Genomic DNA, 20,565 nt, shown 5'->3' on the forward strand with positions numbered 1-20,565 from the left:
TGGGGGCAGCTGCATCCTGGGGCAAGGGTTCACCAGCCAGTCGACGGGCCCGCTCTCAGGCGGGAGATACGCGCCCCATGCTAGAGGATCGGATGGGTTTTGTGGGATGCACACGAAAACACGCGGCGTCGCTGCGCCGCCGTGACGGCATGGGAGCATGCGAGTGGCCGAGACCACCCGGCCGTCACTCAAGTACTGGTGCGAACCGTTGGCCTCAACTGTACGCGGCTTTCCTCGCCGATGAACCCGAAAACCTTCATTTCCATATCTCATCTTTTCGGCGCCCCCGGATCGGGCTCCCGCCCGCACGGCCGCCCACGCCGCCGCCCGGGTGGACCGGGTCGGCTTGGCGCGTGGCGGTATCCGGGGGGCGCCGGCCGCGTGACAGGGGTCTCGTGACGGAGCTCTCGTGATGAAGCTCTCGCCTGGTCGGGTGAACTCCGGGAAGGGCTTCGAAGTCCTTGTTCATGGAGGCGATCCGACCATTCGGCGTTGACCGCCGCACAGTGGGAGAGATCATGAACCTGACACGTCATGAACTGCCGGAACCCGCATTCCTGACCTCGGGAAAGGTGGGCGAGGCCGAACGGGCGGCCGCCACGGACGCGGTCCACGAGGCGCTGGCCGGGACGCGCGAGAGGGTCCGGTCCGTGCGCGTCACCCTGAGCGTGGTCGAGGACCCGTCGCTGCCGCGGCCCGCGCTGGCCCAGGCCGTCGTGGAGATCGACGGCAGGCGCCTGCGCGCCCAGGCCGCCGCCCCCGACCTCACCGAGGCGATCGACCTGATGCGCAGGCGCCTGACCGTCAGGACGGCCCACCTGCGCGCGGGCTAGGCGTCGCGGCGACCGGCCGTGATCGCGGCGGCGGCCAGCGGCACCGCCGCGTAGGCCAGCAGCACCGCCAGCGCCGCCGGCGGCGCCAGCAGGTCACCGTAGACGGACGGTGTGCCGGCCCCTTCGGCCACCTGCTCGGGCAGGCCGGCGAGCATGAACGAGCCGATCCGTGCGTCCCAGGGCGCGGGCAGGTTGGCCACCAGCAGCGGCAGGATGTGCCACAGCAGCACGACGATCACGATGGCGCCGGCCGTCGAGCGCAGCAGGACGCCGAGGGCGAGGCCCAGCAGGGCGAACACCGCGACCGACAGGCCGACGACGAGCAGGTGCGCCGCCTGGTCGGCGAGGACGAGGTTCTGGCCGGTGATCGGCCGGTCGCCGATGATCGCCGAGGACGCCAGGAACGTACCGAACACCGTGACCTGCCCGGCGGCCAGCGCCACCGCGCCCACCACGGCGGCCTTGGCCGCCAGCACCATCCCGCGCCGCGGCACGGCGGCGTACGTCGCGCGGATCGTGCCGGTGCGGTGTTCGGACGTGGCGGCCAGCACGCCCAGGACGGCCATGCACAGCGACACCGCCCACGACGTCAGGTCCGCCAGCGGGGACAGTGCGAACCGCTCCCGTCGCTGCGGGGTGAGGCCGTCCCAGACGTTGGCGGAGTACCAGGCGAGCAGGGCGGCCAGCCCGACGAACGCGACCGCCGCCGCCAGGGTCCAGAAGGTGGAGCGGAGCGTGCGGAGCTTGAGCCATTCGGCCGCGAGGACGCTGCCCGCGGTGAACCCGGGGGTCGTGTTCCTCATGCGTCCCTCCTCAGAAGCAGTACGGCACCGGCGCCCAGGGCGACCACCACGTACGCGGCCATGACCGCGAAGGCCCCCATGGGCGGCAGCAGCGGGTCATCGGCCGCCCCCGCCAGCTGCATGGCGAGGTTGGGCAGCAGCACACCGGCCAGACGCTCGTCCCAGGGGGACGGCAGGAACGCCGGCAGGACGGGCAACACGAACAGCAGCACGCAGACGGCGACGATGGCGCCGGCCGTGGAGCGCAACGCCGTGCCCACGCCCAGGCCCACCAACGCCACGGCCCCCACCGACAGCCCCAGCGCCAACAGCAGTGGCACCGAGTCCGGGAACGGCGTGTCGTAGTCGGCCAGGGGACGGTCGCCGATGACCAGCCGCACGATGCCGTGCGTGGCGAACATCGCGGCGAGCCCGGTGGCGAGCGAGGGCGCGGCCACGGCCGCCGCCTTGGCCGCCAGCGCGGCGGGGCGGGACGGCACGGCCGTCAGGCTGGTGCGGATCATCCCGGTCGTGTACTCGGAGGTGATCGCCATCGCGCCGAGCACCGCCGCGCACAACTGCACGAGCGGCAGGAACATCGTCTCCAGCGGCTGTGCCCGCTGCCAGGCCGCGCGCTGCTCCGGCGTCCCCGAGTCCCAGGCGTTGGTGCCGTTCCACGCCATCAGCGCCGCCAGCAGCAGCGTCGAGGCGACCACGGCGAACACGTAGTACGTGGAGCGGACGGACCGCAGCTTGATCCACTCGGCGGCGAGCGCCCCGCTCACGACCGCGCCCTCTCGGCGGCGCGGTAGTCGACGTCCGCGCCGGTCAGCTCCATGTACGCCTCTTCCAGGGAGGCGCCGCGCGGCCTCACCTCGTGCAGCGGGATTCCCCGCGCGGCGGCCAGCTCGCCGATGTGGGCGACGTCCAGGCCGCTCACCGACAGCCCGCCGTCGGGCAGCGTGTCCACGCTCGCGCCCGCCGCCGCCAGCACGCCGCTGAGCTCGGCCTGCCGGGGAGACCGGACGAGGACGCCGCGCTGGAACCGCGCGGCCAGTTCCTTGACGGAGGTGTCGGCGATGAGGCGTCCCCGGCCGACGATGACGAGATGGTCGGCGGTCATCTCCATCTCGCTCATGAGATGGCTGGAGACCAGCACGGCCCGTCCCTCGGCGGCGAGCGCGCGCAGCAGTTCGCGGATCCAGCGCACGCCGTCCGGATCGAGTCCGTTGACGGGTTCGTCCAGGACCAGCACGCCGGGGTCGCCCAGCAACGCCGCCGCGATGCCCAGCCGCTGCTTCATGCCCAGGGAGAAACCGCCGGCGCGCTTGCGCGCCACCCCGGCCAGACCGACCTGTTCCAGCACGTCCGCCACGCGGCGTGTGCCTATGCCGTTGCTGCGCGCCAGCCAGCGCAGGTGGTCGTAGGCGGTGCGGCCGGCGTGCACGGCCGTCGCATCCAGGAGCGCCCCCACCTCGCACAGGGGACGACGCATCTCGGCGTAGCGTCTGCCGTTGACCAGCGCAGCGCCGGAGGTGGGCGATGCCAGGCCGAGCAGCACGCGCATGGTCGTGGACTTGCCCGCGCCGTTCGGCCCCAGGAACCCCGTCACGGTGCCGGGGGAGACCTGGAACGACAGCCGGTCCACGGCCGTGGTGGGGCCGTAGCGTTTCGTCAGCTCACGTACTTCGATCATGCCGTCAACGGTCGCGTGTCAGGGCGCGGTGAGGCATCGGAGCACGAGCCGAAACCGCACCTGCGACCAGGGGGCGACGGCGGCTCGCCTCGCGCGCGCTTGTCAGACCCAGGGATGACATCCCGTGGCCGGAGGCGATCCGGGCGTCGGCGCCGTTACGGTCGGTACGTGGCGGATTCGGAGTTGCGTTCCCTGTTGGCCAGACGGCTGGACCGCCGTCAGCTCATCGCGATGGACGCCGCGTTCGCCGTCCTCTACACGCTGTTCCTGATGGGGCTGACCGGCGCTCGCGCCCCTGGCGACGCCGCGCTGCCCGGCCCGGCCGAATGGCTCGTCATCTCCGGCACGGGACTGCCGCTCGCCGTCCGCCGCCTCTGGCCCGTCACGGTGTTCGCGCTGGTCCTGGCCCTGTCGATCGTCTCCGTGCCCGCCGACCTGCCGAACCTGTCGTTCGCCGCCGCCGCGTACGCGCTGTACGCGGTCGCGCTCGTCCAGCCGCGGCGCCGCTGGATCCCCACGCCCGTGATCGGCGCGTTCAGCGGCGTGACGCTGTTCGCCGGCGCACTTGTTGGACCCCGCGACTGGCGCGCCGAACGCCTCCTCGACATCCTGCTCGCCCTGGCCGTCCTCGGCGGGGCGTGGACGCTCGGACGCGCCGTGCGGGAACGGCGCGCGCAGGCGGAGCAGTCGGCGACACGGCTGGCCGACCAGGCGGTCGCCGAGGAACGGCTGCGGATCGCGCGCGAGCTGCACGACGTCGTCGCACACAGCATGAGCCTGATCGCCGTCAAGGCGGGGGTCGCCAACCACGTCGCCGAGGAACGGCCCGAGGAGGCCCGCGACGCGCTGCGCGTCATCGAGTCCGCCAGCCGCGGCGCCCTCGCCGAGATGCGCCAGCTGCTCGGGGTGCTGCGCACCGGCGGTCCGGCCGACGCCGAACTGGCGCCCGCGCCGGGCCTGGCCGGACTGGCGGGACTGGTGGAACGCGCGGCGCTGGCGGGCGTGCGCGTCGAGCTGGAACTGAGGGTGGGGGAGCTGCCCGAGGGCGTCGCGCTGTCGGCGTACCGGATCGTCCAGGAGGCGCTGACGAACGTGGTCAAGCACGCCGCCCCGGCGCGCTGCCGCGTTCTGGTCGAGGCCGACGGGCACGAGGTGCGCATCGAGGTCACCGACGACGGGCCCGGCGCGCGCACGCTGCCGCCCGACCCCGCCCCCGGTGCCGGGCACGGACTGATCGGCATGCGCGAACGCGCCATGATGTACGGCGGGGACTTCACCGCCGGGCCCCGCCCCGAGGGCGGTTTCGCGGTGCGGGCCCGCCTGCCGTACGACACCGTGAGGAGCGGATGACCGACATCCGGGTACTGGTCGCCGACGACCAGGCGCTGGTGCGCGGCAGCTTCCGGCTGCTGGTCGACACCGCGCCCGGCCTGGTCGCCGTCGGCGAGGCCGGCACGGGCGCCGAGGCCGTCGACCTGGCGGCCCGCGAACGGCCCGACGTGGTCCTGATGGACGTGCGGATGCCCGAGATGGACGGCATCGAGGCCACCCGCCGCATCTGCGCCACCTCGGACGTGCGGGTGCTCATCCTCACCACGTTCGACCTGGACGCCTACGTCTACGCGGCGCTGCGCGCGGGCGCCAGCGGATTCCTGCTCAAGGACACCCCGCCCGCCGACCTGCTGGCGGCCGTCCGTGTCGTCGCGGCGGGGGAGGCGCTGCTCGCCCCGACCGTCACCCGGCGGCTGATCGCCGAGTTCGTCCGCCGCCCCGAACCGTCCCGCCCGGTGGCCCGCGAGCTGGACGGGGTGACCTCCCGCGAGCTGGAGGTGCTGGAACTGGTCGCGCGCGGCCTGTCCAACGCCGAGATCGCCGACCATCTGCGGCTCAGCCTGGCCACCGTCAAGACCCACATCGGGCACCTGCTGGCCAAGCTGCACGCGCGCGACCGGGCCCAGCTCGTCATCGTCGCCTACGAGACGGGCGTCGTCCGCCCCCGCTGACCGAGCCCCAGCCGGGCTTAACCGAGCTTCAACAGGGCGGGGGCGAGCGCCTCCAGCTGATCGGTCATGGTCTCCAGGTCGGGGGTGAGGGCGAAGACGGACACGTGGTCGGCGCCGGCGTCCAGGTGCTCCGCGATCTTCGCCGCGATGGCGTCCGGGGTTCCCCAGGGGATGCGCTTGTCGACGAGCTCGTCCGTTCCGCCGTCGGCGAGGTCCTCGTCGCTGTATCCCAGCCGCCTGAGCGCCTGGTCGTAGGGGGACTCGGGCAGTCCCGGGTTCGTGACCTGGCGGGCGATGGCGCGGGCCTTGTCCGGATCGGTCTCGAGGATGACGGCCTGCCCCACGACCAGCAGCTTGTCCGGACCGAGGACCTCGCGTGCCATGCGGGTGTGCTCGACCGGCAGCGTGGCGGTGATGGCGCCGTCGGCGCGTTCGGCGGCCAGCTCCAGCATCTTCGGGCCGAGCGCGGCGATCAGGCGGGGGAAGGGCACCGCCGGCTTCGGCGCCTGGTCGGCGGAGGCGTCCATGGCGTCGAGGTATTCGCGCATGCGCCGCAGCGGCCGCGCGTCCCACTTCTGGCCGCTGCCCTCGACGATGGCTCCCATGCTGACGCCGACGCCGAACACCACCCGGCCCGGATAGGCGTCGGCCAGCACCGCGGCGCCGCCCTGCATGGCCGCGGGGTGGCGCGCCCACAGGTTGGCGATGCCGGTTCCGGCGACGAGCCGGTCGGATGCCGCCAGCAGCACCCCCAGCTGCGCGAACGCCTCCCGCCCGCCGATCGCCTCATTGATCCACACCGACCCGAAACCGGCCTTCTCCACGCGCCCGACCGCCCGCCGCCACTCCTCGGCCGGCGCGATCGGAACCATCAGCCCCGCTCCGACCCGGCCGAGCCGCCGCCGGGCCTCGACCACCGCCGTATTCGTCATCCCGCACATCTCCTCGTCTCGTCGCCCAGCCGTGACGTCCGATGATCCGGAACGCTCGGCCCGGTTAAGAGGGACCATACCGGAACGCTCGCCCCGCTTGTCAACGTCGTCGCGCCCCTGCGGGCCGACGGTCGGCCCTGCCGAGCCGCCGGAAGGTGAACGCGCGGGCGGTGCGCACGGCGCTGTCGTTTCGTGGGCGAGCCCGCCGTGGCTGCCGGTGCGGCGGGTGATCGTCCAGCGTGCTGCGCCTGGGAACGTCACTTGGTGGGCCCCGTGGTCGCCCGGCCTAGCACGACGTCTGGCGTACACCTGGCTGAAGGCGGACCGGACGGAGCAGGTCATGGCGGCCTCCACGCTGCCCGCCGATCCCGGCGACGCCCTGGCCGCCTGGGAGAATGCCCTGGCGCTGCCGGCCGTGCTTGGTCGTCGGCCGCGCTGTGCCATACCCCTCCGACGATTGCTCGGCACGGGCTTCTTGGGACGGCAGGTACCGGTGCGCCGGGTCATGGCGCCGTCACGGCACGCCCGTACCGAACAGTTCGGCCTACGGGCTGTCGAAGATCACCATCGCCCGGTGGCGCTGTCCGTCGTCCTGCATGGCAACGGGTGAGGACATGGAATGTGTCGCCTTGACGTGAAGTTCTGGGAGGCTGGGGATCGGCGGCAGGTCGTGCGGGGTCTTCGGATTCCAGGACGTCGTGAAGGGGGTCTGGGAGGTGACCGGTCAGGTGGGCGTTGACGAGGGGACGCGGCTGAGGGCTGACGCCCGGCGTAATCGCGAGCGGATCCTGCGGGCCGCGCAGGAGGCGTTCGCCGAGGAGGGCAGGCTGGTCCCGCTGGACGAGATCGCCCGCCGCGCCAACGTCGGCGCCGGCACGGTCTACCGGCACTTCCCCACGAAGGAGGCGCTCTTCTGGGAGGTGGTGAGCCACCGGCTGAACGGCATCGTGACGGATGCGCGCGCCCTGCTGACCGCCGCTGATCCCGGCGCGGCGTTCTTCGGCTTCTTCGCCGCCGTCGTCGACCGGGCGATGTTCAACCACGCGCTGTGCGAGGCCCTGGCCGACGAGGGGGGCATCGACCGGTTCAAAGTCGGCTGCATCGACGCGGAGTTCAACGACGTCCTCGGCGCGCTGCTCCGCCGCGCCCAGCAGGCCGGTGCCGTGCGCGGCGACGTGGACGTGGCCGATGTGCGAGCCGTCATGAGCGGATGCCTGGTCATGGAGCGGCAGAGCCGGGCGGCGGGGCGCCCGGGGCGAATGATCGAGCTGGTCGGTGACGCACTCCGCCCGCCGGGCGGTGCCGTAACGAAACATCCGTCACGTAACGAAAGTAGTAACGAAACCAGGGGATGTGCGGTCTGCGGTGCCCCGTTGCAGACGGCGGGGACGGGGCGTCCGGCCCGGTACTGCGGCCAGGCCTGCCGCCAGAAGGCCCACCGCCGCCGCCACCGGACGAACGCCTGATCTTTTTTCGGTTGAACGGGCGGACGGCGCGGCGGCATCGTTTGGGCACCGTCGAACCCCGAGGCCGTCCCGGCGAGGAGCCGCCCGTCCGATGCGCACGCATGAGATCCGCGCTGTCCACGACCGCGAGTCGATCACCGTCTACCAGGCGTACCGGCCCGGGATCGCCGTCCCCGCGCTGGAGGCCGGCCGGTTCGTGCCCCCGTTCTCCCGCATCAGGATGACGTGGATCAAACCGTCGTTCCTGTGGCTGATGGCACGCAGCAACTGGGCCCGCAAGCCGGGCCAGGAGATGATCCTCGCCGTGCGGATCACCCGTGCCGGCTGGGAGGAGGCCCTTCGGCAGGCCGTGCCGACCCACCCCGACCGGCGCGTTTTCCGTGACTCCGACGAGTGGCGCGCGCGTTTCGCCAGAGCGCTCGTCCACGTCCAGTGGGATCCCGAACGCACCCTGCGCGGCGCCAAGCTGGAGGCCCGCAGCCTTCAGGTCGGCATCAGCCGTCACATCGTGGACCGCTACGTGGACGACTGGACGATCTCGATCGAGGACCGAACGCCTCTCGTCCGCAAGATCCACCGCCTCCTGCAGGACGGCGACACCGCCAAGGCGAACTCCCTCCTGCCGAAGGAACGCCCCTACCCGCTGCCGCCCGAAATCGCCGACCGCATCGGCGCCGACCGCGTCCCCTGACGCGAGCGGCCTCGGAAAAGAACCGCGTCAGCAGCACGAGCGAGCGGCCAGGAACCGCACGAGCAACCGTCACGGCCACATAGAAAAGGGCAATCGACGCCGTCCGCCATCAGACCGACGTGCCCTCGCTCGGCCCGACCTCCCTGCCCGCCCGGGGCCGTTGCCCGTAGACGGAGGCTCGGTGCGACGTCCCAAAGTCAGCTCTGCGAACTGCCGGAAGGCAGCCGCAGGACGGTGCGGCCGGCGAATCCACCACGTTCGGCGGCCTTGGCCGCACGTCGCCGTTCGAGTTCCTCCGGGTCGAGGCCGTGTAGGGCCGCCAGCGCGTGGACGACCTCCAGCAGGTCGGCGAGTTCTTCCGCGTCCCCGCTCGAAACGTATTCCCCGGCCTCCTCGTACAACTTCGCCCGCAGCATCGCCGCGTACTCCGGGTCCGCGACGACGCGCACGTCCGGTTCGCGGCCGTCGGCCCGGATGATGTCGGGAACGCGGTCGCGGACCAGCTTCTCGGCTCGTGCGCCGCCGCTGCCACCGGGACTGGACGCGGCGCCGTGCCGGCGGTCCAGAGACTGCACCCATTTCACCGCGACGGCGGCCGTCTGGATCAGTTCCGTGCGGAGTTCGGCGGGATCGGACTCCGCGAGCGCCTCGTAGAACTCCTCGGTCAGCACGTGCCGCCAGGTCAGCTCTCCGCGCGTCCACGCCTCCGCGCACTCGCGCTTCGCGCGCTCGGCCGCCTCGGCGTACTGCGGCCCGCTGCCGTCGGGAAACTCCTGCACACCCCACCGACGATCCTGTGCGGCGCGTTCCTCGGCGATGTCGTCCAGCACCCGGCCGAGCGCCCCCGGCACTCCCTCGGTCTCCATGGCAGACGACGTTAGCCGCCGGTGCGAACCTGAGCACGGTGCCCGCGGCAGTCCACCGCCAGCATGGAAGCCCGGCGTCCACCATGTTGCCGAGGCCGGCCAGGATGGCCGCCACCACGGCTCGCAGACGTCGCAACCGCGGCCCCGACCGCGCTTAAGAGGTCATAAAAGCATGCAGCGCGGCACATGGTGATGGCTGGTGTGGTGTGGCGGTGTGCGTAAGGCGAGCAATCCCCGTGGATCGTGCCCGACAGCCTGTGGGAGCGGATCGAGCCGCTTCTGCCGACGGTCGAGCGCCGCAAGCGTCACCCCGGCCGCAAGCGGCTGGACGATCGCAAGGTGCTGCGCGGAATCCTGTTCGCCCTGCACACCGGGACCTGGTGGGAGTACTAAGACAGGTCCGAACAGCACCGCGACGAAGACACGCGCAGGCGGTTGCCGGACCTCCCAGCGGCACCGATGCGCCTCCACCGGGCCGGTGCAGCCGTGAAAAGGACGACCATCTCCCCACGGTCGGCGGCACGTTCACTAGGAGGTCCGGCACGCAGGCGGTACGGCGCGCCGCGGCACAAGCCGCCCGTTACGGCGCCTTCTTGGCAATCGACAAGCGAGTACGCCATAACCGGCCAAAAATGACCATATAGTCACATTGCTCCACCGTGGTGGAACACGTTCTAATGGGCCAATGCCTCCGGCTCCACTGCCCCGCTCGCTGCGCATCGGCTATGGGATCGGCTCTTTCGGTACGGGAACGTTCAGCACCATCCCCGGCCTGCTGCTTCTCTACTACCTCACCAATGTGCTCGACGTTCCCGCGGGAGTCGCCGGGGTCGCCGTCTTCCTGCCAAAAGTATGGGACCTGCTGATCAATCCGCTGGTGGGACGGTATTCCGACCACACGGTGTCACGACACGGCGCGCGACGGCCCTGGCTGCTGGCGGGCGCCATCACTCTGCCCCCGCTGTTCGTGCTGATGTTCGCCGGAACCTCGCTGCGCGGGGTGCCCGCCGCCCTGTACATCGGCGGATGCTTCGTGCTCGCCGCCACCGCGTACGCGCTGTTCGAGGTCCCGTACAAGGCCATGCCGGCGGAAATGACCGACGACTACCACGAGCAGTCCGTGCTGCTCACCTGGCGGATGGCCTTCCTGGGCCTGGCGATCCTGCTGTCGGGCGGCCTGGCTCCGCTACTCGTGAACTCGCGGGGCGGTGACCCGACCATTCCGGGCTACCGGCTGATGGGCCTGGTCATCGGCGCGGTGATGCTCGCCGGGATGGTCGGCACGTTCTTCGGCACGGCCCGGGCGCCCCGCATCGTCCGGAGCGACTCCGACCGCCCCGCGGAACACGCCACCCTCCGGCGGCAACTGGCCGCGGCACGCGGGAACCGGCCGTTCGTCCTGCTGGCCTGCCTCAGCTGCGCCCAGATGCTGGCCGTCGGGATCATGCTGGCGGGCGCGCCGTACTTCGCGTCCTACATCCTGGAGGACACCGGCGCGATCACCACGATCTTCCTGGCCCTCATCGGCCCGATGGTGCTGGTGATGCCCGGCTGGGTGGCGGTGGCGCGCCACTACGACAAGCGCGGCGCCATGGTCGTCGCCGGCGGCCTGTTCCTGCTCGGCGGGGCGTGCCTGACGCTGACCCCGATGTTCGGCGCGGTGTACGCGCACCTGTGCACGATGCTGGTCGGTATCGGATACGCGGGTCTGCAACTGCTGCAGTTCTCCATGCTGGCCGACACCCTCGTCTACGACGAACTGCGGTCCGGCACGCGCCGCGCCGGAGTGTTCACCGGACTGTGGACCGCCCTCGAAACCGTCACGATGGCACTCGGCGCCCTGCTGTTCGGCTGGCTGCTGGCCGCCACCAGATTCGTCTCGTCCGAACCCGAGGAGCCGGTGGCCCAGCCGGACAGCGCCGTCGACGCCATTCTTTTCGGCGCGACCCTGGTCCCCGCCGCACTGACCGCCGCGTCCATCGCCCTGACCCTGCGCTACGACCTGACCGCCAGCCGCCTGGACAGCTTCCGCAAACGCCACACCCCCCTACACCGCCCAGCCTGACTTCCACCACACCGCCAAACCGCGAACAACCCACCCCGTCCGCTCCCCAACGGGTCAAGCAGGAGTTTCCGGACGTGCAGGCGTGGTACGGAAACGCCACGGGCAGTTGGTGGGCGATGGTCCCGATCAGGCCGCGGTGGCGGCTCGTGGAAGCGGTCGACCCGGTGGAATTGTGCGGAGCGATCCTGAAACCGGCGGTCTGGCCGTGGCCTCGGAACTGGGCGGCGCTGCCGTCAGCGGCGCCGTGCATGCCGGCGCGCACGTCGTTCGTTCGCCGCTGCGTTACAGCGGTGAGGGCGGTGCGCAGGTGCTTCCCATTTTCTGGATGCCTTCGGGTGTCAACCTGCCTCTGCTGCTCCCACCACCTGGCCGGGGATGGCGCCTGTTCCACAGACTCCCAACCGTTGTCGAGCGAATAATCAGTAAGCGTGGGATGTGTTGATGTGCGACGATCACCCCATGCCGATTGACCAGCACCTTCTTGTGGCGTTCACCGTCACGACCATGGTCGCCATGATCACTCCAGGGCCTGACATGCTGTTCGTCCTGGGGTGCGGGATGCGGGGCGGGCCGCGCGCCGGCCTGCTCGCCACGGCCGGGGTCGCGACGAGCGAGGCCGTGCACGTCGCGGTGGCGGCCGCCGGGCTGGCCGCCCTGTTCGCGGCGGTGCCGGTCGCCTTCACGGTGGTGCGCGTCGTCGGTGCCGCCTACCTGATCTACCTCGGCGTCCAGATGATCCGTCACCGCAAGGCCGCCATGGAGGACGTGCCGGTCGAGAGCGGCGGGATGCCGGGGCGCCGGGCGTATCTGTCCGGCCTGCTGACGAACCTGCTCAACCCGAAGATGGTCACGTTCACGATCGCCTTCCTCCCGCAGTTCATCAACCCGGGGCTCGGCCATGTGTGGTTGCAGTTCGCGATTCTCGGGACGCTCCTGATCGTGCTGGAGTTCCTGGTCGACGGGACGGTCGGAGTGCTGGCGGGACGGATCGGCGGATGGCTGCGCCGCAGGCGGGCCGCCCGCCGCCGGATCGACGTCGCGACGGGCGGCGTGTTCATCGGCCTCGGAGTACGCCTGGCCGTCGAACGCTGACACCGCCAGCACGCCACTCGCCGCCGCCTCCCGCCACACGAGCCGAGCCCTACGACACAGCACCACGCCACCACCGGCGTCGGCATCCCCCTGACGCCGCCCCCTTCACCGCCGGACTGGCAGTACGCCCGCTACTGGCCGCCATCCCGCCGGTCAATACCAGCGAGATGGCGTGCTGCCGCTGGCAGACGCAGCGAATGCGGGACATGCTGCGGTCGTCGCCGCCCACAGCCTGCAGCCAGAGGAGTAGAACCCCTACTGGCCCGCCGCCCCCTCCCACCCGCCCCAAGCCGCGCCACACAGACCGCCAAGCCATGCGACGCGCTCGCCGGGCGCTGCGACATGAGCCGTCGAGCCGTGCGATGCGGGCTGTCGAGTCGTGTGACGCGGCGCCGAGTCGTGTGACGCGGCGGCTGGGCGCTGCGACATGAGCCGTCGAGCTGTGCGGCGCGGTTGCCGAGTCGTGTGACGCGGTCGCCGGGCGCTGAGACATGGGCCGCCGTGCCAGGTGACGCGGCGCCGGGCCGTGCGATGCGGGCTGCCCGCCGTACGAGGAGGGCCGCCGAGTTGTGCGGCGCGGCGGCCAGGCGCTGCGGCATGGGCCGTCGAGTCGTGTGATGCGGGCTGCCGGGCCGTGCGACGCCGGCCGCCGAGCTGTGCGAGGAGGGCCGCCTAGCCGTGCGACGCGGGCCGTCGAGCAGTGCGATGTCGGGCTGCCGAGTCGTGCGACGCGGCGCCCAGTCATGCCACGCGGGCTGCTGGGCCGTGTGATGCGGTCGCCGGGCGCAGCGACATGGCCGTCGAGTCGTGCGACGCGGGCTGCCGAGCTGTGCGAGGAGGACTGCCGGGCCATGTGACGCGGCGGCCGGGCGCTGCGGCATGGGCCGCCCGGGCCGGGTGACGCGGGCCGCCGGGCGCTGCGACATGGGCCGTCGAGTCGTGCGACGCTGGCCGCTGAGCTGTGCGACGCGGGCTGCCAAGCTGTGCGACCTGGGCTGTCAAGCTGTGCGACGCGGGCCGCCGAGTTGTGCGGCGCGGCGGCCGGGCGTTGCGACATGGGCTGCCGGGCCGTGTCACGCGGCGCCGAGTCCTGCCACTCGGGCCGCCGAGCCGTGTGACGCGGCGCCGAGTCGTGTGATGCGGTCGCCGGACGCTGCGACATGGGCCGTCGAGTTGTGTGACGCGGGCTGTCGAGCTGTGCGAGGCGGGGCCGCCGGGCGCTGCGACATGGCGCTGGGCGCTGCCACCCTGCGGGGCCCATTTGTCGGACAGGTTCTCAGCGAAATCGACGTTGTGGTGAGAGTCGTGCTCGGTGAGTTGAAGGCGTGACTGGCGGTTGCGCGCTGTTGTCCTGAATGATCCGGCGGCGGCGTCACTTCACCAGCCGGCCGCAATGCCCCTGAGGAAACAGCGTTTGCTGTTGGATCTTCGTCGCGTACGGCCTGGTGGCACGATTCTTGCGAGTGGGCCGTGTGCTGTCGTGTGGTGTTCATGCGTCGCTGCGGTCGTGGAGGGGCTTCTAGGGCGGCTGGGTGGGGGCCGTCTGGTCGGTTGCGGGGTGGGACGGAGGCTCGTTTGGGTGGGTTACTGCGGGGCTACGGGGTCTGGGGGGTCGGGGGTGTAGCTGAGGAGGTCGTAGAGGACTGGCGGGAGTTCGTCCCAGAGCCACTCGTTCTGTGAGCCGGGCCAGTCGGGGGGAGGGCCGACTCTCAGCAGGTCCGGGCGGAGGCGGGTGAGCTGGACGGGCACCGGGCCGCCGCTCCACATCGGTTCGTCGGTTCCCCAGTAGGCGCCGAAGTCGATGCCGGTGAGTGCGAGTTCTCTGGAGAGGGCGTGGCGTCCGGGGCTTCTTCCGAGGGGGAGCAGGCGTTGGGCCGTGGTGCGCAGGATGTTGAGAGCGGCGAGGTCATGGCGGCAACTGACGGCGGTCATGCGTAGTTCGGGGAGGCCGAAGCGGGTCAGGCCGCGGGTGGTGAGTTCCAGGCACGCGCAGCCGTCGTGGTCGTCGTCGGCCGCCGGGCACTGGGGGTTGACGGGGAAGGGCGGCAGCCAGGCGCCCAGCCAGTCGTCGGCCAGAGCGAACCGTGACGGTTCGGGGGCGTCCCAGAACGGTACGACCTGGCGGGTGTCGATGTCGATCGGGACGCCCGTGACGGCGTCCGCGACGGCGCCGGTCACGGCGCGGGCCAGTTGGAGGCCGAACGGCAGGTCGTGCGCGGGGACGGTGGCGGTGACTCCGATATGGTGCGCGGCCTTCCGCGCCGATTCGGGCTCGTCCTCGTCGGGCGCGTGCAGTGGACGGTGGAGGTCCCATGGTGAGGCGTCGGCGCTGTACGTGGTCACCGACAGGGCAGGCGTGCCGAGCCGCTCGGCCGCTTCGGCGGCGAACGGCTCGGGCAGTCCCTCGAAAGGAAGCGGCAGATCGGCCTGGTCGGCCGCGACGACGAAGGTCGCGGTGACCTCCTCGGGCACGGTGACGTCGATCGTTTCGGACATGGCGGCCTCCTGTGGCGTGCGTTCGCCATACAGGTTCGGCCGTCGGCGACCCCCACGAAAATAGAACGACGTTCTGGGGATAACCGCCGCACAAAACGAGGCGCCGGGGACACCACCCGTGTCCCCGGCGCGTGTGCGTGAAGGGTCAGCGGTCGGAGATGTCGACGTAGTGGCGTTCGCCGGGGCCGACGTAGACCTGGCGGGGGCGGCCGATCTTGGTGGCGGGGTCGCTCATCATCTCGCGCCACTGGGCGATCCAGCCGGGGAGGCGGCCCAGGGCGAACAGGACGGTGAAGGCGTTGGTGGGGAAGCCCATGGCCTTGTAGATGACGCCGGTGTAGAAGTCGACGTTCGGGTACAGCTTGCGCTCGGCGAAGTAGTCGTCGCTGAGCGCGACCTCCTCCAGGCGCATGGCCAGGTCGAGCAGCGGGTCGTCCTGGCCGAGGGTCTCCAGGACCTTCTTGGTGGCCTTCTTCACCACGGCCGCGCGCGGGTCGTAGTTGCGGTAGACGCGGTGGCCGAAGCCCATGAGTTTGAGGCCCGGCTCCTTGTTCTTGACGCGGCGGACGAAGCCCTCGACGTCGCCGCCCTCGGCGTGGATGCGTTCGAGCATCTCCAGGACGGCCTGGTTGGCGCCGCCGTGCAGGGGGCCGAACAGCGCGTCCACGCCCGCCGAGACCGAGGAGAACAGGTTGGCGTGGCTGGAGCCGACCAGCCGCACCGTGGAGGTCGAGCAGTTCTGCTCGTGGTCGGCGTGCAGGACGAACAGCATGTCCAGGATTCGTACGATCTCGGGGTCGACCTCGTACGGCTCGGTGGGCAGGCCGAACGTCATCCGCAGGAAGTTCTCCACGTACCCCAGGGAGTTGTCGGGGTAGAGCAGCGGCTGTCCGACGGAGGTCTTGTAGGCGTACGCGGCGATCGTCGGCAGCTTGGCGATCAGCCGGACGCTGGACAGGTCGACCTGCTCGTCGTCGAAGGGGTCCAGGCTGTCCTGGTAGAAGGTGGACAGCGCGCTGACCGCCGACGACAGGACCGCCATCGGATGGGCCCGCCGCGGGAACACCGAGAAGAAGTTGCGGAACTTCTCGTCCAGGAGCGTGTGCCGCCGCACCCGGTCGGTGAACCGCTCCAACTGATCGGCGGTCGGCAGCTCGCCGTAGATCAGCAGGTAGGCGACCTCCAGGAAGGACGACCGTTCGGCGAGCTCCTCGATCGGGTAGCCGCGGTACCGCAGGATGCCCGCCTCGCCGTCGATATAGGTGATCGACGACGTGGTCGACGCGGTGTTGGTGAACCCCGCGTCGAGGGTGACGTGGCCGGTCTCCTTGAGGAGACTGTTGATGCCGAGCCCCGAGGGTCCCTCGGTGGCCTGCGTCACCTCAAGAGGCATCCGCCCGCCCGTGTGGTTGAGCTCGAAATCGGACATGCACTCGCTCCCAACTGCTGTCCACACCTGCGTAGACGCTCCGAGTTTCATCGTATCCACGTGATCAGATGGGTCTTGCTGCGGGCTGGGTGGTCTTGTCACGGAAGATCCGAAAGTTGGTGATCAGTCCGCTGATGGGGTCCTCTGACCGGCCGTGGGTTGACGGGGCGGGGCGCCGGATGCTGGGTTGAGGCCATGTCGACCCATGACGCGACGGAGCTGGTTCGAGCCGTGCGGGAGGAGGCCGCGGCCTCCGGCAACCGGTTCCTCGCGCTGCTGGAGAGCGGCGATGTGCCCCGCGAGCGGCTGGTGTGGCTGGCGGGGGAGCAGTACCGGATCCTCGGCAGCGACCGGCGCAGCTTCGCGCTGCTGGCCTCCCGCTACCCGGAGCCGCCAGCCGGTGACATGTTCCTGGCGCTCGCGCAGGGCGAGGGGCGGGCGCTGGAGCTCCTTCGTGTCTTCGCCGCGGCGCTGGGGCTGAGTGATATGGATCTCATCGCCTACGAGCCGCGTCCTTCGGCGCAGACCTACCCGGCCTATGTGGCGCAGCGTGCGGCGTTCGGCACGGCCGGTGAGGTCGCGCTGGCGATGCTGGCCAACCTGGAGGAGTGGGGGGCGTACTGCGGGCGTGCCGCCGACGCGCTCACGGAGCGGTACGGGTTCGATGAGGACGCGGTGGGGTTCTTCCGTTTCTTCGCCGAACCTCCGCCGGGGTTCGACGGGCATGCCACGGCCGTCATCGCGGCCGCGCTGGAGGCGGGGGAGAAGCCCGCCGACATGGCCCGCGCCGCCCGGCTGCTGCACGCCTACGAGAAGGCGTTCTGGGACGCCCTGGCCGACGGCCTGTGAACTACTCGTGCGGGGGAGTCAGCTCGGCGGTCAGCTGCGCGAGGGTGCGTTCCTGGGCGCCGATCAGCTCGCCGACGGCCGAGGGCAGCCACTCCTCGCCGTAGTGGGCGTCCAGCAACGTGGACAACGCCGTGAGCACCTGCTCGGGAGTCGGCCGCTCTTCCGGGGCCTTGGCCAGGCACAGGGTGACCAGGCCGCGCAGCGGGTCGGGCAGGCCGGTCAGGTCGGGGGCGCGGTGCACGATGCGGCCGCGCGTCTTGCGGTCGGTGCCGAACGGGGCCGTGCCCGTCGCCGCGTACACCAGCGTCGAGCCCAGGGAGAACACGTCGCTGGCGGGCGTGACGGCCTCGCCGAGGGCCTGCTCGGGCGACATGAACGCGGGCGTGCCCACGATCGTCGACCGCGACAGCGGACGGGCGTCCAGCGGACGGGCGATGCCGAAGTCGATCACGCGGGGGCCGTCGCCGGCCAGCAGCACGTTGGACGGCTTGAGATCCCGGTGGACGATCTCCGCGCGGTGGATGGCGATCAGCGCCTCGGCGAGCCCGGCGCCCAGATGGCAGGCGGCCTGCTCGGGGATCGGGCCCTTCTCCCGTACCGCCTCGGCGAGGCTGATGCCGTGGATGTACTGCGTGGCCAGCCAGGGCAGCTCGGCGTCGGGGTCGGCGTCGACCACGGCGGCGGTGTAGAAGCCGCTGACCGAACGCGCCGAGGCGACCTCCCGGCGGAACCGGGCCCGCCAGTGCGGATCGTCCAGGAGTTCCGGCCTGATCATCTTCACGGCGACCAGCCGGCGGCTCGGCGAGGCGGCCAGGTACACCTGGCCCATGCCGCCCTCGCCGAGCCGCCCGAGCACCCGGTACGGGCCGATCTTCTCAGGGAGGTCGTGGGGCGGCTGCATGGCTCCAGGTTCCGGGTGCGGGGGCGGGGACTTCATCGTTCCACGAGATGATCTCGAATCCGAAGTCGTGGGGGCCGCCGGGCGCCCGTCCCGCCGGCCGGGGGACGGAGGGCGAGCCCGCCGCGTTCGGTGCCGAGCGCGGCGGCGCATCCGACATGATGTGATCTGTGACGAACGGCGCGCCGGATTCTGGACGGCACGCGGGCCAGGGCCCGCGGCACTCAGGCCGAGCACCGCAGCACGCGGGGCAGGCGCCGGGGCCCGTGGTGCTGGAGGCCGTCCTCGAACGCATCACCTACGCCAACGAGGACACCGGGTACACGGTCGCCCGCGTCGCCACCGAGAAGACCGGCAGTGACCTGCTGACCGTGGTCGGCGCGCTGCTCGGCGCGCAGGTGGGGGAGAGCCTGCGGCTGACCGGACGCTGGCGGTCGCACCCCAAGTACGGGCGGCAGTTCGAGGTCGAGTCGTACACCACCGTGCTCCCCGCCACCGTGCAGGGGATCCGCCGCTACCTGGGCTCCGGCATGATCAAGGGGATCGGCCCGGTGATGGCCGACCGGATGGTGGAGCACTTCGGCACCGACATCCTGCGGATCATCGAGGAGGAGCCGGAGCGGCTCGTGGAGGTGCCGGGGCTCGGCCCCAAGCGCACCAGGCGCATCGCCGACGCCTGGGAGGAGCAGAAGGCCATCAAGGAGGTCATGGTCTTCCTGCAGGGCGTCGGGGTGTCCACGTCGCTGGCGGTGCGGATCTACAAGCAGTACGGCGACGCGTCCATCGACACCGTGCGCCGCGAGCCGTACCGGCTGGCCGCCGACGTGTGGGGCATCGGGTTCAAGACCGCCGACACCATCGCCCAGGCGGTCGGCATCCCGCACGACAGCCCCGAGCGGATCAAGGCGGGGCTGCGGTACACGCTGTCGGAGGCCGCCGACGACGGGCACGTCTTCCTGCCCGAGCCCAACCTGATCACCGCCGCCGAGAAGATCCTCGGCGTGCCGCGCGAGCTGATCGGCCCGGCGCTGGACGAGCTCGCCGCCGAGGAGGAGGGCGTGGTCCGCGAGCCGGTGCCCGGCACGGCGGAGGGCGCGGGGACCGTCCCGGCGGTCTACCTGCCGCCGTTCCACCGGGCCGAGCGGTCGCTGGCGCGCGGCCTGCGGGAGCTGCTCGACGCCGGGCACGACCGGCTGAAGGCGTTCGCCGACGTCGACTGGGACAGGGCCCTGGCGTGGCTGCGCCGGCGCACCGGTGCCGAGCTGGCGCCCGAGCAGGAGGAGGCGGTACGGCTCGCGCTGACCTCGAAGGTCGCGGTGCTCACCGGCGGCCCGGGCTGCGGCAAGAGCTTCACGGTGCGGTCGATCGTCGAGCTGGCCGCCGCCAAGAAGGCCCGGATCGTGCTGGTGGCGCCGACCGGACGCGCCGCCAAGCGGCTGGCCGAGCTGACCGGGCACGAGGCCGCCACCGTGCACCGGCTGCTGCAGCTGCAGCCCGGCGGCGACCCCAAGTACGACCTGGACAACCCGCTGGACGCCGACCTGGTGGTGGTCGACGAGAGCTCGATGGTCGACCTGATCCTGGCCAACAAGCTGGTCCGGGCGGTCCCGCGCGGCGCCCACCTGCTGCTGGTCGGCGACGTCGACCAGCTTCCGTCGGTGGGCGCCGGGGAGGTGCTGGCCGACCTGCTGAACGCCGAGGTGATCCCGCGCGTGCGGCTCACCCGCATCTTCCGGCAGGCGCAGCAGTCCGGGATCGTCGTCAACGCCCACCGCGTCAACTCCGGCGAGCACCCGCATACCCGCGGCTACCCCGACTTCTTCCTGTTCCCGTGCGACGACCCGGAGGAGACCGCCGAGCTGACCGTGGACGTGGTGGCCAACCGGATCCCCCGCAGGTTCGGCCTGGACCCGCGGCGCGACGTGCAGGTCCTCACGCCGATGCACCGGGGCGCGGCGGGCGCCGGGGCCCTCAACACGCTGCTGCAGGAGGCCCTCACCCCGCACCGCGAGGGGCAGCCCGAACGCCGCTACGGCGGCCGGGTGTACCGGCCCGGAGACAAGGTCACGCAGCTGCGCAACAACTACGACAAGGGCGAGGCCGGGGTGTTCAACGGCACCGTCGGCGTCGTCACCAAGGTCTCGCAGGAGGAGCACACCCTCACCGTCCGCACCGACGAGGACGAGGACATCGACTACGCCTTCGACGAGCTGGACGAGATCACCCACGCGTACGCGATCACCATCCACCGCTCGCAGGGCAGCGAGTACCCGGCCGTGGTCATGCCGCTGACCACCGGCTCCTGGATGATGCTGCGCCGCAACCTGCTCTACACCGGCATCACCCGCGCCAAGAAGCTGGTGGTGCTGGTGGGCTCGCGCCGCGCGCTGGCCGCAGCCGTCCGCACCGCCGGCGCCGGACGCCGCCACACCGCCCTGGCCCACCGCCTGGCCGCCCCGGCGTGACG

At 71.6% G+C, this 20,565-nt stretch carries 19 protein-coding genes; 11 read left to right on the forward strand and 8 right to left on the reverse strand.

From position 1 onward, the window contains the following. Positions 1 to 518 precede the first annotated feature (518 nt). Entirely contained in the window at positions 519 to 833 is a 315-nt protein-coding gene (locus tag ABD811_RS14010) for a hypothetical protein (protein ID WP_344946457.1), read from the forward strand. On the opposite strand, the gene ABD811_RS14015 is transcribed toward ABD811_RS14010, so the two are convergent. The 3 genes from ABD811_RS14015 to ABD811_RS14025 are packed head-to-tail and all read right to left on the reverse strand — an operon-like array spanning position 830 to position 3,311. After that, a complete protein-coding gene (locus ABD811_RS14015; protein WP_344946459.1) occupies positions 830 to 1,636 on the reverse strand; it encodes an ABC transporter permease in 807 nt (268 codons plus the stop codon). The two genes, ABD811_RS14010 and ABD811_RS14015, sit on opposite strands and share 4 nt — an antisense overlap. Next, on the reverse strand, positions 1,633 to 2,400 hold the full coding sequence (locus ABD811_RS14020) for an ABC transporter permease (RefSeq protein ID WP_344946462.1): 768 nt from the start codon (positions 2,398 to 2,400) through the stop codon (positions 1,633 to 1,635). The genes ABD811_RS14015 and ABD811_RS14020 overlap by 4 nt, the downstream gene beginning before the upstream one ends. After that, positions 2,397 to 3,311: an ABC transporter ATP-binding protein gene (locus ABD811_RS14025; protein ID WP_344946465.1), complete on the reverse strand. Its 915-nt coding sequence runs from the start codon at positions 3,309 to 3,311 to the stop codon at positions 2,397 to 2,399. Before ABD811_RS14025 ends, ABD811_RS14020 begins: the two co-directional genes overlap by 4 nt. 168 nt (positions 3,312 to 3,479) lie before the next feature. Between ABD811_RS14025 and ABD811_RS14030 the strand changes: the two genes are divergently transcribed. Both ABD811_RS14030 and ABD811_RS14035 read left to right on the forward strand, forming a co-directional pair. After that, positions 3,480 to 4,661, forward strand: a complete 1,182-nt coding sequence (locus ABD811_RS14030; RefSeq protein WP_344946469.1) for a sensor histidine kinase — start codon at positions 3,480 to 3,482, stop codon at positions 4,659 to 4,661. Next, complete coding sequence (locus ABD811_RS14035; protein ID WP_344946472.1) at positions 4,658 to 5,314, forward strand: response regulator; 657 nt, start codon at positions 4,658 to 4,660, stop codon at positions 5,312 to 5,314. The genes ABD811_RS14030 and ABD811_RS14035 overlap by 4 nt, the downstream gene beginning before the upstream one ends. A gap of 17 nt (positions 5,315 to 5,331) precedes the next feature. Here the strand turns inward: ABD811_RS14035 and ABD811_RS14040 are convergent, their stop codons facing one another. After that, entirely contained in the window at positions 5,332 to 6,246 is a 915-nt protein-coding gene (locus ABD811_RS14040; protein ID WP_344946475.1) for a TIGR03620 family F420-dependent LLM class oxidoreductase, read from the reverse strand. A 340-nt stretch (positions 6,247 to 6,586) separates the two neighbouring features. Here ABD811_RS14040 and ABD811_RS14045 point away from each other — a divergent pair, with 340 nt between their 5' ends. From ABD811_RS14045 to ABD811_RS14055, 3 genes are all read left to right on the forward strand, one after another. Continuing rightward, on the forward strand, positions 6,587 to 6,856 hold the full coding sequence (locus ABD811_RS14045; RefSeq protein ID WP_344946478.1) for a hypothetical protein: 270 nt from the start codon (positions 6,587 to 6,589) through the stop codon (positions 6,854 to 6,856). Between the two features lie 118 nt (positions 6,857 to 6,974). Beyond that, entirely contained in the window at positions 6,975 to 7,712 is a 738-nt protein-coding gene (locus ABD811_RS14050; protein ID WP_344946480.1) for a TetR/AcrR family transcriptional regulator, read from the forward strand. A 91-nt stretch (positions 7,713 to 7,803) separates the two neighbouring features. Next, a complete protein-coding gene (locus ABD811_RS14055) occupies positions 7,804 to 8,403 on the forward strand; it encodes a DUF4291 domain-containing protein (RefSeq protein WP_344946483.1) in 600 nt (199 codons plus the stop codon). 197 nt (positions 8,404 to 8,600) lie between these two features. On the opposite strand, the gene ABD811_RS14060 is transcribed toward ABD811_RS14055, so the two are convergent. After that, entirely contained in the window at positions 8,601 to 9,269 is a 669-nt protein-coding gene (locus ABD811_RS14060; protein ID WP_344946486.1) for a nucleoside triphosphate pyrophosphohydrolase, read from the reverse strand. A 243-nt stretch (positions 9,270 to 9,512) separates the two neighbouring features. Here ABD811_RS14060 and ABD811_RS14065 point away from each other — a divergent pair, with 243 nt between their 5' ends. The 3 genes from ABD811_RS14065 (at position 9,513) to ABD811_RS14075 (ending at position 12,426) form a co-directional block, all read left to right on the forward strand. After that, positions 9,513 to 9,662, forward strand: coding sequence for a transposase (locus tag ABD811_RS14065; protein ID WP_344946489.1), 150 nt, complete (start codon positions 9,513 to 9,515; stop codon positions 9,660 to 9,662). Between the two features lie 292 nt (positions 9,663 to 9,954). Then, entirely contained in the window at positions 9,955 to 11,334 is a 1,380-nt protein-coding gene (locus ABD811_RS14070) for an MFS transporter (RefSeq protein ID WP_344946492.1), read from the forward strand. A 459-nt stretch (positions 11,335 to 11,793) separates the two neighbouring features. Further along, the gene (locus ABD811_RS14075; protein WP_344946495.1) at positions 11,794 to 12,426 is read left to right on the forward strand and encodes a LysE family translocator; all 633 of its coding nucleotides are present in this window, start codon (positions 11,794 to 11,796) and stop codon (positions 12,424 to 12,426) included. 1,584 nt (positions 12,427 to 14,010) lie between these two features. Here ABD811_RS14075 and ABD811_RS14080 read toward each other — a convergent pair. Both ABD811_RS14080 and ABD811_RS14085 read right to left on the reverse strand, forming a co-directional pair. Beyond that, the gene (locus tag ABD811_RS14080; RefSeq protein ID WP_344946498.1) at positions 14,011 to 14,922 is read right to left on the reverse strand and encodes a hypothetical protein; all 912 of its coding nucleotides are present in this window, start codon (positions 14,920 to 14,922) and stop codon (positions 14,011 to 14,013) included. Between the two features lie 145 nt (positions 14,923 to 15,067). Beyond that, positions 15,068 to 16,351, reverse strand: coding sequence for a citrate synthase (locus ABD811_RS14085; RefSeq protein WP_344946502.1), 1,284 nt, complete (start codon positions 16,349 to 16,351; stop codon positions 15,068 to 15,070). Between the two features lie 195 nt (positions 16,352 to 16,546). Here ABD811_RS14085 and ABD811_RS14090 point away from each other — a divergent pair, with 195 nt between their 5' ends. Beyond that, positions 16,547 to 17,200 (forward strand): thiaminase II/PqqC family protein, encoded by a 654-nt coding sequence (locus ABD811_RS14090; protein ID WP_344946505.1) that lies wholly within the window; start codon positions 16,547 to 16,549, stop codon positions 17,198 to 17,200. Position 17,201: 1 nt separating this feature from the next. Here the strand turns inward: ABD811_RS14090 and ABD811_RS14095 are convergent, their stop codons facing one another. Beyond that, positions 17,202 to 18,101, reverse strand: coding sequence for a serine/threonine-protein kinase (locus tag ABD811_RS14095; protein WP_344946508.1), 900 nt, complete (start codon positions 18,099 to 18,101; stop codon positions 17,202 to 17,204). A 263-nt stretch (positions 18,102 to 18,364) separates the two neighbouring features. Here ABD811_RS14095 and recD2 point away from each other — a divergent pair, with 263 nt between their 5' ends. After that, positions 18,365 to 20,563, forward strand: coding sequence for an SF1B family DNA helicase RecD2 (gene recD2, locus ABD811_RS14100; protein ID WP_344946850.1), 2,199 nt, complete (start codon positions 18,365 to 18,367; stop codon positions 20,561 to 20,563). The last annotated feature ends 2 nt before the right edge of the window (positions 20,564 to 20,565 follow it).

Source organism: Actinomadura miaoliensis (assembly GCF_039536785.1).
GTDB classification, from domain to species: Bacteria; Actinomycetota; Actinomycetes; order Streptosporangiales; family Streptosporangiaceae; genus Spirillospora; species Spirillospora miaoliensis.

Bases quoted from the DNA above. Each gene is read 5' to 3' on its own strand.
- ABD811_RS14010 (WP_344946457.1), top strand. From the start codon at position 519: ATGAACCTGACACGTCATGAACTGCCGGAACCCGCATTCCTGACCTCG.
- ABD811_RS14080 (WP_344946498.1), bottom strand. From the start codon at position 14,922: ATGTCCGAAACGATCGACGTCACCGTGCCCGAGGAGGTCACCGCGACC.
- ABD811_RS14035 (WP_344946472.1), top strand. From the start codon at position 4,658: ATGACCGACATCCGGGTACTGGTCGCCGACGACCAGGCGCTGGTGCGC.
- ABD811_RS14045 (WP_344946478.1), top strand. From the start codon at position 6,587: ATGGCGGCCTCCACGCTGCCCGCCGATCCCGGCGACGCCCTGGCCGCC.
- ABD811_RS14015 (WP_344946459.1), bottom strand. From the start codon at position 1,636: ATGAGGAACACGACCCCCGGGTTCACCGCGGGCAGCGTCCTCGCGGCC.
- ABD811_RS14040 (WP_344946475.1), bottom strand. From the start codon at position 6,246: ATGACGAATACGGCGGTGGTCGAGGCCCGGCGGCGGCTCGGCCGGGTC.
- ABD811_RS14055 (WP_344946483.1), top strand. From the start codon at position 7,804: ATGCGCACGCATGAGATCCGCGCTGTCCACGACCGCGAGTCGATCACC.
- ABD811_RS14070 (WP_344946492.1), top strand. From the start codon at position 9,955: ATGCCTCCGGCTCCACTGCCCCGCTCGCTGCGCATCGGCTATGGGATC.
- ABD811_RS14085 (WP_344946502.1), bottom strand. From the start codon at position 16,351: ATGTCCGATTTCGAGCTCAACCACACGGGCGGGCGGATGCCTCTTGAG.
- ABD811_RS14095 (WP_344946508.1), bottom strand. From the start codon at position 18,101: ATGCAGCCGCCCCACGACCTCCCTGAGAAGATCGGCCCGTACCGGGTG.
- ABD811_RS14090 (WP_344946505.1), top strand. From the start codon at position 16,547: ATGTCGACCCATGACGCGACGGAGCTGGTTCGAGCCGTGCGGGAGGAG.
- ABD811_RS14025 (WP_344946465.1), bottom strand. From the start codon at position 3,311: ATGATCGAAGTACGTGAGCTGACGAAACGCTACGGCCCCACCACGGCC.
- ABD811_RS14075 (WP_344946495.1), top strand. From the start codon at position 11,794: ATGCCGATTGACCAGCACCTTCTTGTGGCGTTCACCGTCACGACCATG.
- ABD811_RS14060 (WP_344946486.1), bottom strand. From the start codon at position 9,269: ATGGAGACCGAGGGAGTGCCGGGGGCGCTCGGCCGGGTGCTGGACGAC.